This window comes from Stenotrophomonas sp. P5_B8 (assembly GCF_054049855.1).
In genome coordinates this window covers 1-1,057 of sequence record NZ_JBFULO010000737.1, presented here as the reverse complement: position 1 = coordinate 1,057, position 1,057 = coordinate 1, and the positions used below count along the sequence as shown (strand labels likewise).

The following is a 1,057-nucleotide window of genomic DNA, read 5'->3' as shown; positions in this document are numbered from 1 at the left end:
TCCTGAGTCGCCCAGGTGGCGGAATTGGTAGACGCACTAGCTTCAGGTGCTAGCGGGGGCAACTTCGTGGAGGTTCGAGTCCTCTCCTGGGCACCAYGACTCRGWMAATGATCAAACCCGCGCAAGCGGGTTTTTTCGTTTCCGGGGCCTGCCCACGTCACCCTGGCCGGGTCAGGCATCGGGAATGTAGTAGCGGCGCGCCAGTCCCGCCCTTCCCGGGAAGTGCTTGAACCAGGGCCGGGCGGCATCGATCACTGCCGCCACGTCCGCATGCGCCATCAGCCGTTCCACATAGGCAGACAGTGCCGCATGCGCATCCGGCAGCGGCACGTAAGCCACGGCGTAGAACAATGCCGGCGCCGCGGCGCAGTCGGCCAGGGTGAAGGCTTCGCCCGCCAGCCAGCGACGCCCGTCCAACTGCTGGTCCAACAGGGCATAGCTGTTCAGTAGGGTCGCGCGGGCGGCCTCGGTCGCAGCGCCATTCCCGTCGCTGCCCGGCTTCAGCAGGGCAGCGGTCAGCGCCTGCATCGGGGTCATCACGTACAGGTCGCAGACCCGGTCCCAGAGCCGCACCTCCAGGGCCTGCGCCGGGTCCTGCGGAAGCAGCCGCCTACCGTCGGCGGCGTGATGAAGCTGCAGGTGTTCGATGATGATGYTGGTCTCGCCGATGGGCGCGCCCTGCTCCACCAGCAGCGGCATTTTGCCCAGCGGCCACAGCGCCCGGAACGCGGCTCGCTCGACCGGGTCGCCGAGGTTCAACAGGCGCTCGTCCAGCGCCACACCCAGCACGCGGGCGGCGATCAGCACCTTCTGGCAGCACGAAGACAGCGGGTGGACATGCAGGATCGGGGTCGCCATGGGAACGCCTTGCTGCTTAGTGGGGCGAGTATTTTCAGTCTCTGCCGCCCCGGTCAAGCCGCGCCGCGCCACCCGCCAGCGCTCTCGCTCGGATGTGGCTTGGGCATGCATTGACAGTGTTCGAATGCTTCCGCATAATTCTCCGCCTGAGTCGCCCAGGTGGCGGAATTGGTAGACGCACTAGCTTCAGGTGCTAGCG

Annotated in this window: 1 protein-coding gene and 1 tRNA gene; one reads left to right on the top strand and one right to left on the bottom strand. The window is 66.6% G+C overall.

The window, feature by feature from the left end; translation table 11 throughout:
* Nucleotides 1-9: 9 nt before the first annotated feature.
* Nucleotides 10-96, top strand: a tRNA-Leu gene (locus tag ACXJKH_RS21125).
* 75 nt (nucleotides 97-171) lie between these two features.
* Here the strand turns inward: ACXJKH_RS21125 and ACXJKH_RS21120 are convergent.
* Complete coding sequence (locus ACXJKH_RS21120) at nucleotides 172-858, bottom strand: glutathione S-transferase family protein (protein WP_457322307.1); 687 nt, start codon at nucleotides 856-858, stop codon at nucleotides 172-174.
* Nucleotides 859-1,057: the final 199 nt, after the last annotated feature.